We start from the raw sequence: 8,351 nt of genomic DNA, 5'->3' as shown, positions 1-8,351 counted from the left end.
AGACATCAGAGCCTGGATAGCAACATGGAACGAGGACCCCCGGCCGTTCGTCTGGAAGAAGACGGCCGAGGAGATCCTCAACTCACTCGCTAAATATTTGAAACGAACTTCAGGCGCAGGACACTAGGAGCGCCTTGATGGCCGACGCCGTAGACGCGATCATCGCGATGTGGGCCCGGGAGAAACCCGAGCTCGACGCCACGCCGATGGGCATCGTCGGGCGCATCAGTCGTCTGTCACGGCTGCTGGACAAGGAGCTGAAGGACTTCTTCGCCGGCCACGGCCTGGAGTTCTGGGAGTTCGACGTCCTGGCGGACCCTGCGCCGCTCCGGCGCCCCGTACGAGCTGTCGCCGGGCGCCCTGCTACGTACCGCGATGGTCACCTCCGGCGCCATCACCAACCGCGTGGACCGTATGGAGGCCAAGGGTTTGGTGGAGCGGCTGCGCGACCCCGGGGACCGTCGCGGCGTCCGGATCCGGCTCACTGCCGCAGGGCTGGAACTCATCGACAAGCTGATGCCGTTGCACGTCGCCAACGAACGGCGCCTGCTGGCCGCGCTGGTCGGCGACGACCGCGTCACCCTCGCCGACCTGCTGCGCACCCTGGCCGCCGGTCTCGGCGACACCTCCCTGGGATAAGCCCGTAACCCTTTTGCGATAATGGGGTATGAGCACCTGGCACGAGCGATTCGCCTCCGGCATCGACAAGCATGTGCGCGATGCCGAGAAGGACGGGGCCTTCGAGGACAACCCTTTGGTCGGCAAGCCGCTGCCCGGCGACAACCAGCCGTACCGCGAAGACTGGTGGATCACGCAGAAGGTCGCGCAGGAACGCGTCGGCGCGCACGCGCTGCCGTTGCCGCTGGCTCTGCGGCGCGAGGCGCAGGACCTGCGCAAAGGACTGATCGAGGAGCGGCTCGCCGGGTCCGAAGCGGTGTTGCGCGCTGCGATCGCGGACTACGACCTGCGCTCCGACGCCGCGCGGCGGACGCCGCAGCCGGGGCCGTCGGTGGTGATCCCACGGGTGGACGCGGATGAGGCCGTCGCGGTGTGGCGCCAGGCGCGCGACGCGAAGTGAGCGATTCGGTGAGTTTTGAGGCGGGCTCGGTGGATTCCGTGGGTTCCGCTGGCTCCGTTGGGTCGGCGAACTCCGCGAGTTCAGCCGGCTCGGCCGTCGTCGTGTCCGTGGTCCCCGGCGCGCTGGCGGCGATCGGCCCGCAGGGCGCCGGCCCGAACGCCGAGCAGGTCGCGACGTTGTTCCTGCTCACCTACAAGCCCACCACCGCCTCGGCCTACGCGGTCGATCTGAAGCAGTGGTTCGCGTGGTGCGCGCTGTTCGACGTCGACCCCTTCGACGCGGTCCGCGCGCACGTCGACGCCTGGACCGTGCACCTCGGCGACGACGGCCGGGCCCGTCCGGCGACCCTGGCGCGCAAGATCAGCGCCGTGCGCAACTTCTACGCCTACGCCGTCGACTCCGGCTACGCCGCCAAGAACCCGGTGCCGGCCAAGGACAAGGCGCTTCACCTGCCCAAGGTCTCGCGCAAGTCGCAGACGCTGGGCCCGGACCGTGAGGAGGCGGCGGCGATGCTCTCGGCTGCGGCGAAGCGTGGCGCGCGGGACGAGGCCGTCGTCGCCATCCTGCTGTATCAGGGCCTTCGGGTCTCGGAGCTGTGCGGCATCAATGTGGAGGACCTGTCCACGCAACGCGGGCACCGGGTCGTGCGGCTGCGGCGCAAGGGCGGTGAGGAGCAGGACCAGGCGATCGCGCCGCCAGCTGCCGGGTGCCTGGACGCGTGGCTGGCCGAGCGTGCCGGGGACTCCAGTGTCGCTCCGGCTTCCGGGCCGGTGTTCGTCGGGGCCGAGGGTGCGCGGCTGACGCGGTACCAGGTGGAGTGGATCGTCGAGAGCTGTGCGCAGGCGGCCCGGATCGACAAGAAGATCAGCCCGCACTCGCTGCGTCACGCCTGTACCACGCTGTTGCTCGACGCAGGGGTTCCCTTGCGCGACATCCAGGTGTATATGGGACATGCGAACTCGGCCACGACCGAGCGCTACGACCTCGGGCGTCAACATCTTGATAAGTCGCCCGCGTATGCATTGTCCGGGGTGTTTGCGCGAGACTGAGATCGTGATCATGACTGAGGACGTCGTCGAGCGGCTGCGGGCCGCCGGATGCGTGTTCGCCGAGGACGAGGCGGAGCTGCTGGTGCAGGCCGTGAAGGACGAAGTCGAGCCTGCCGCGCGGCTGGCGGCGCTGGTGGCTCGGCGCTGCGCCGGCGAGCCGCTGGAGCATGTCGTCGGGTGGGCCGAGTTCTGCGGGCGGCGGATCGCGGTCGGGCCGGGCGTGTTCGTCCCGCGGCGGCGCTCGGAGTTCCTGGTCGAGCTCGCCCTGGACCTGGGGCGGGAGGCGCGCGCGATCGTGGACATGTGCTGCGGTTCGGCGCCCTTCGCGACCGTGCTGGCGGCGCGATTACCGCGTGCCGAGGTGCACGCCGCCGACATCGACGCGGGGCAGCTGGAGTACGCGCGGCGCAATCTCGGGCCGTTCGCGGGGCGGTCGCGCGTTCACGAAGGCGATCTGTTCCAGGCGCTGCCCGAGCGGTTGCGGGGGAGCGTGGACCTGCTGGTGGTGAACGCGCCGTATGTGCCGACCGGGGCGATCGCCACGCTGCCGGCCGAGGCGCGCGCTTTCGAGCCGCTGGAGAGTTTGGACGGCGGGGCTGACGGGCTGGCCATACACCGGCGGGTCGCGGCCGAGGCTCCGGCTTGGCTCGCGGCGCGCGGGCACCTGCTGATCGAGACGAGTGAGGCGCAGGCTGAGCCGATGCTGGAGGCGTTCGGGGAGGCTGGGTTGAAGGCGTGGATAGCGCAGGACCAGGAGTTGGAGGCCACGGTGGTCATCGGGCGGCAGCCGGAGTCAGGGAGCTGAGGCGCTGCGGCTTCGCGGATCAGGTTCAGGCTGAGGCGCTGCGGCTTTGCCGGGTCTCGTCGCGGCTGCTGAGATGGAACCTATGATCGCCCTCGTCACCGGTGCCAACCGGGGTCTCGGCCGCGAGACCGCGCGCCAGCTGCTCGCCGCCGGCCACACCGTCGTCATCGCCGCCCGGCAGGATGGTGCCGCTCGGGACACCGTCGCCGCGCTCGGGGAGCGTGCGTATCCGCTGCGGCTGGACGTCACCAGCACCGCCGACATCGCGGCTGCCGCCGAGGAGTTGCGGGAGCGGTTCGGGCGCCTGGACGTGCTGGTCAACAACGCCGCCATCCACTATGACACGTGGCAGCACGCTCTCGGCGCCGACCTGGCGGTGGTGCGCGAGGCTGTCGAGGCGAACCTGTTCGGGCCCTGGCAGCTGGTGCAGGGGTTGCTGCCGTTGCTGCGGGCCGGCAGCCATCAGCGGATCGTGAACGTCTCCAGCGGCGCCGGGTCGCTGACGGAGATGACCAGCGGCTCGACCCCCGCGTACAGCGTCACCAAGGCTGCGCTCAACGCCCTGACCCGGATGCTCGCCGCCGATCTGCGCGGCGAGGGGTTCCTGGTCAACGCGGTCTGCCCGGGGTGGGTCGCCACCGACATGGGCGGCCCCGGCGGGCGGCCGGTGAGCGAGGGCGCCGCCGGGATCGTCTGGGCCGCGACGCTGCCGGACGGCGGGCCGACCGGCGGGTTCTTCCGGGATGGCAAGGCCATCGCCTGGTAGCCGGCAGGGCATTTCCGTGCCTACCCCTGATCCCGATCGCCGCCGACGGCACCGGCGGCACGTACTACCTGGTCGGCGGCCCGCAGGAGGCGCGCCGGCCGGTGCTCTACGCGGACGGCCAGGGCTGCGGCACGCTGATCGCCGAAGACCTCGCCGAGGCGCTGGCCATCTTCATCGCCCTGGGCTTCTGGCACGAGGCGGGCCACGGCTTCCCGCTGGAGACCACGGAGGAGAACCTGCGCGCCTCCGAGCCGGACATCGACACGATCCGCGCCGGCCTCTACGCCGCGACCGGCATCGCCCCGCTCACCGCCGAGCAGGCCCGCGACCGGCTCCTGGCAGCGGCGGCACGTACCGCCCCGGACAACTCGCGATGGCCGACTTCCCCGGGGCCCGGCCCTACCACCTGCTGTTCGCGCCGCCGCGGGGGATCGCCGGTATCTCTCGTGCGGTGGGGGCGTCCAGGCAGTAGCTTCGGGCGCTGATGGTCTCTGTTGCGCTGCCGCCGGTGCCGCAGCTGTGCGCAGATAGATCGGCGACGTGATTTCGTGCCCGTCAGAGTCCCCGAACACGCCTGTGGGGCCGCCCGCATCGGGCGGCCCCACAGGATGTCGGTGGTGTCCGGGCTCAGACCGTCTTGCGACGGCGCTCCTTCTTGGCGGCGCGCACGAGGCGGGCCTCGGCGGCCTGCTTGTGGAGCTCGGCCAGGCGGGCGTGGGCGGCGGCCAGTTCGTAGGTCGAGGCGAAGTTCATCGTTGACTCCTTGGATCCTTGTGATCGCGTCGGCTGTATACCTTCGATTATAGGGGTCGCTAGGGCTGGAGTCCAATCGATTGAAGGCAAAAATCGGTTGCGCACCTGCGGATACCGATTTCCGTGAAGTCCGTGCGACGCTGGGGAGAACGAGGGTGGGAAACCGGGCGAAAGGTCGAGCGGTGAGTGGTGCCCAGGCCAGTGGGGGCTTACCTGCGGATGGCGCGTATGCCAACATCCGGCTGCGTCCGGTCGGGGTGGCGGACGTGCCGTTGTTCTTCGAGTACCAGCGAGATCCGGTCGCGGCGCGCATGGCGGCGGCGACGCCGGTCGCGCGGCGCGATCACGACGCGCTGTGGCACGCGATCCTCGCCGACCCGGCGATCCTGGCGCGCACGGTCGTGGTCGACGGGGAGGTCGCCGGCTCCCTCACGTCGTGGATCCAGTGGGACCAGCGCCAGCTGGGCTACTGGTTCGGCCGCGACCACTGGGGCCGCGGCGTCGCCACCACCGCGCTGGCGCTGTTCCTGGGGGAGATGACCGTCCGGCCGGTCCACGCCTACGTCGCCGGGCCCAACGGCGCCTCGCGGCGCGTGCTGGAGAAGTGCGGGTTCCGGCCCGACGGGATCGAGGGGGACGGGAGCCTGCTCGGCTACGTGCTCGAACTCTGAACCGGCTGCACTGAACCGGCTGCACTGAAAGGCGCTAGTGCCCGGCCTCGGCCAGCGCCTTTGCCTCTTCCTCCTCGGTGAACCCGAACGTCAGCGCCGGCGTCCCGCGCTCGCGATCCCAGGCCAGCACGTCGGCGACCGTGGTCTCGAACGGCGTCTGCGGCATCCCCGCCGCCACGGCGCGCGCCGGGTCCCGCTGCATGACGGTCCACTCCTCCGGGTCGCGGATCAGCGGGAAGAACGTGCCCCGCGCGTCCTGCTCCGGCACCGGCACGATCTCCACCTCCGTCCCGGCGACCCGCGCGCAGGTGTGGATCAGGTCGGCCAGGGTGATCGGCGTGGCCGGGCCGATCGCGTTGAAGGCGCCGCCGCGGCCGTCCTCGATCAGGCGGACCATCAGGCGGGCCGAGTCGCGCACGTCGATGAGCTGGACCGGCTGCTCGGGGCGGCCTGGCAGTGCGAGGCGGCCGCCGCGGGTCGCGCGACGCACGTAGTAGGTCAGGCCGTTCTGCGGATCGTGCGGACCGGCGGCCTTGCCGAGGCGCACGATGCTCGCGTGCTCGCCGAAGCGGGCCTGGACGTCGTCCTCGCACGCCACTTTCAGCGGGCCGTATGTCTCCTCGAACAGCTCCTCGGTGTCGCGCACCGGCTCGCGGCGCGGCGTGTCCTCGGTCGACCCGGGCGCGACGCCCCGGCGCGGGTAGACGGCGTGGCTGGAGACGAACACGTAGCGGCCGACGCGGTCGCCGAGGGCGTCCATGGCGTTGTTCACCTGGCGGGGGACGTAGCCGGACGAGTCCACGACCGCGTCCCAGCTGCCGCTCGCCAGGGCCGAGTAGTCGTCGCTGTCCCGGTCGCCGACGAGGCGCGGGACCTGCGGGAACAAGGCGGCGCCGGAGCGTCCGCGGCTGAAGATGGTCACCTCGTGGCCGCGGGCGAGGGCGTCCTCGACCACGGCGCGTCCGACGAATCCGGTACCGCCCAACATCAGAATGCGCATTCCGGCGAGCTTACTGACGTGCGCGCGAAGCGCGATCTGATTTTCGGCCGCCGACGGTTGACGCCCCGAGATGTGAAGCAATACTTTCACATCATGGTGGGGGAGCGCGAAGAGCGCGGAGAACCGGAGGAGCGCGGCCGATTCGGCGACCTGGTCGTCACCGATCCGCGGATGATGCGGGCCCTGGCGCACCCGGCGCGTTTGACGATCATGGACATCCTCCGCCGCGAGGGCCCGGCCAGTGCGACGGAACTGGCCCCGCGCGCCGGCATCAGCCCCTCGGCCGCGAGCTGGCACCTACGGCACCTGGCCGGCTTCGGCCTGGTCCGCGACGGCGAACCGCACCCCGACGGCCGCGCCCGCCGGTGGGAGGCGGCGGTGCCCGGGTTCCGCTTCGACGTGCCCGCCGACGCCGACAACGCCGAGGGCTACAGCGCGGCCCGCACGCTGGTGCGGGAGATGATGGCGCACGCGCAGGGCAAGGTGGCCCGCTGGGTGGCGGAGGTCGAGCCGGCGCTGGACGCGGAGTGGAGCCGGGTCGCGGGGGTCTCGGACACGGGGGTCGACGTGGACGCTGCGGAGTTGGCGGCGATCATGGACGGGATCGAGATGGTGCTCGCGCCGTATGTGAATCGGGAGGCCGGGGAGCGGCCTGCGGGGAGCCGGCGGGTGCGGATGGTGCGGTTTGCGCTGCCGGAGGGGCAGGATGCTGATGCGGAGGCGAACGGCATCGGCGGCGAGGCATGACCAGCGCCGACCAGGACATTGAGACAGAGTCACTCGCCAGCGCCAGCGCGAGCACCGACTCGCTCGCAACGGTGACCGCCGACCCGCGTACCGCGACCGACGGCCCGACCAGCGCCGAATCGGCTATCGGCACCGCGACCGAGACCCGGTCCGAACTATCCGCCGCCGACGACCCCCAAGACCCCCGCTTCCGCCGCTTCTGGCTCGGCGACACTGTCTCCCAGCTCGGCGACCGTGTTACCGAGCTCGCGCTTCCGCTGATCGCCGCCGCGACCCTGAAGGCCAGCGCCGCCGAGGCCTCGGCGCTCGCTGCCGTGACCTGGACGCCGAACCTGCTCGGCGTCTTCCTCGGCGCGTGGGTGGACCGGCAGCGTCGCGAGCGCCGGCTCATGATCGGTGCCGATCTGGCGCGTGCCGCCGTGCTGGTGAGCCTGCCGGTCGCGGCCGCGTTCCATGCCGTGACGCTCGGCCAGCTCTACGTCGTCGCGGCGTTGTGCGGGACTGCGGCGGTGCTGTTCAACACCTCGTACCCGTCCTTCTTCGCGCGTCTGGTGCCGCGGTCGCAGTACGTGTCCGCCAACAGCAAGCTCGCTGGCAGCCGTTCGGCGTCCTTCATGGTCGGGCCCGCGGTCGGCGGGGTGCTGACCGCGGCGGCCTCTGCGCCGTTCGCCGTGGCGGCCGACTCGGTGTCGTTCCTCTTCTCGGCGCTGATGATCAGCCGCGTCCGCGTCGCCGAGCCGGAGTCGGAGCCGCAGCCGGAGTCGGACTCAGCCGAGGTCTCGCTGGCACGCCGCGCGAAGGAGGGCATCCTCTACATCGCCCGCGAGCCCATCCTGCGATCCACCCTCGCCTGCGCGACCACGGTCAACTTCTTCACCTTCGTCGCCAACACCAGCCTGCTGATCCTGTTCGCGACCCGCGTGCTGCACCTGTCCGGCGGCGCCGTCGGCGTGGCGCTGGGCGTGGGGGCGAGCGGCGCGCTGCTGGGCGCGGTCCTCGCGCCGAGGCTCGCGCGCCGGATCGGCGTCGGACGCGGCGTCGCCGTCGGCGCCGTGCTGTTCCCGGCGCCGATCGCGCTCGTTGCCGTGGCGCACGGATCGGTGTGGCTGTGTGCTGGGGTCTTGGCACTCGCCGAGTTCCTGGGCGGCCTCGGGGTGATGTTGTTCGACGTCAATCTCAACTCGCTGCAGACCGCCGTCATCCACGACACCGTCCGCAGCCGCGTCTCCGGCGCCTACACCACCGTCAACTACGGCATCCGGCCGCTCGGCGCGGTGGTCGGCGGCGTGCTGGCCGGCACGATCGGAATGCGGCCGACGCTGCTGGTCGCCGCTGTCGGCGGGGCGATGTCGGCGCTCTGGCTGCTGACGTCGCCGGTCCTGGGGATCCGCTCCCTCGAGAATCTCTAGCCAGGAGCCCCGGGTTCGCGCTGGTCCGACCCCGTCGCCAGCGAACCGGATCCCGGGTCGCAGCAGCCTGACG

General features: G+C 71.4%; 10 protein-coding genes and 1 pseudogene. 9 read left to right on the top strand and 2 right to left on the bottom strand.

The window, feature by feature from the left end; genetic code table 11:
- Positions 1–137: 137 nt before the first annotated feature.
- From GWK61_RS60955 to GWK61_RS31370, 6 genes and pseudogenes are all read left to right on the top strand, one after another.
- A pseudogene (locus GWK61_RS60955) lies at positions 138–639 on the top strand (MarR family winged helix-turn-helix transcriptional regulator).
- A 28-nt stretch (positions 640–667) separates the two neighbouring features.
- A complete protein-coding gene (locus GWK61_RS31390) occupies positions 668–1,078 on the top strand; it encodes a DnaJ family domain-containing protein (protein ID WP_194915191.1) in 411 nt (136 codons plus the stop codon).
- A gap of 38 nt (positions 1,079–1,116) precedes the next feature.
- On the top strand, positions 1,117–2,127 hold the full coding sequence (locus GWK61_RS31385; protein ID WP_194915189.1) for a tyrosine-type recombinase/integrase: 1,011 nt from the start codon (positions 1,117–1,119) through the stop codon (positions 2,125–2,127).
- Between the two features lie 10 nt (positions 2,128–2,137).
- Positions 2,138–2,932, top strand: a complete 795-nt coding sequence (locus GWK61_RS31380; RefSeq protein ID WP_194915181.1) for a putative protein N(5)-glutamine methyltransferase — start codon at positions 2,138–2,140, stop codon at positions 2,930–2,932.
- An 82-nt stretch (positions 2,933–3,014) separates the two neighbouring features.
- Positions 3,015–3,698, top strand: a complete 684-nt coding sequence (locus tag GWK61_RS31375) for an SDR family NAD(P)-dependent oxidoreductase (RefSeq protein WP_194915176.1) — start codon at positions 3,015–3,017, stop codon at positions 3,696–3,698.
- 101 nt (positions 3,699–3,799) lie between these two features.
- Positions 3,800–4,183 (top strand): hypothetical protein, encoded by a 384-nt coding sequence (locus GWK61_RS31370; RefSeq protein ID WP_194915166.1) that lies wholly within the window; start codon positions 3,800–3,802, stop codon positions 4,181–4,183.
- Between the two features lie 142 nt (positions 4,184–4,325).
- Here the strand turns inward: GWK61_RS31370 and GWK61_RS58775 are convergent, their stop codons facing one another.
- Entirely contained in the window at positions 4,326–4,451 is a 126-nt protein-coding gene (locus tag GWK61_RS58775; RefSeq protein WP_267254398.1) for a hypothetical protein, read from the bottom strand.
- Between the two features lie 182 nt (positions 4,452–4,633).
- On the opposite strand from GWK61_RS58775, the gene GWK61_RS31365 reads away from it, so the two are divergent.
- Positions 4,634–5,122, top strand: a complete 489-nt coding sequence (locus GWK61_RS31365; RefSeq protein ID WP_323747837.1) for a GNAT family N-acetyltransferase — start codon at positions 4,634–4,636, stop codon at positions 5,120–5,122.
- A gap of 34 nt (positions 5,123–5,156) precedes the next feature.
- On the opposite strand, the gene GWK61_RS31360 is transcribed toward GWK61_RS31365, so the two are convergent.
- Positions 5,157–6,122, bottom strand: coding sequence for an NAD-dependent epimerase/dehydratase family protein (locus tag GWK61_RS31360; RefSeq protein ID WP_194915157.1), 966 nt, complete (start codon positions 6,120–6,122; stop codon positions 5,157–5,159).
- A 93-nt stretch (positions 6,123–6,215) separates the two neighbouring features.
- Between GWK61_RS31360 and GWK61_RS31355 the strand changes: the two genes are divergently transcribed.
- Together GWK61_RS31355 and GWK61_RS31350 are read left to right on the top strand one after the other, a co-directional pair.
- Positions 6,216–6,869: an ArsR/SmtB family transcription factor gene (locus tag GWK61_RS31355; protein ID WP_194915153.1), complete on the top strand. Its 654-nt coding sequence runs from the start codon at positions 6,216–6,218 to the stop codon at positions 6,867–6,869.
- Complete coding sequence (locus GWK61_RS31350) at positions 6,866–8,278, top strand: MFS transporter (RefSeq protein WP_194915152.1); 1,413 nt, start codon at positions 6,866–6,868, stop codon at positions 8,276–8,278. Before GWK61_RS31355 ends, GWK61_RS31350 begins: the two co-directional genes overlap by 4 nt.
- Positions 8,279–8,351 lie beyond the last annotated feature (73 nt).

This window comes from Catenulispora rubra (assembly GCF_015356825.1).
GTDB classification, from domain to species: Bacteria; Actinomycetota; Actinomycetes; order Streptomycetales; family Catenulisporaceae; genus Catenulispora; species Catenulispora rubra.
Note: the sequence above shows the minus strand (reverse complement) of the source record. Positions and strands in the feature narration are given on the sequence as shown.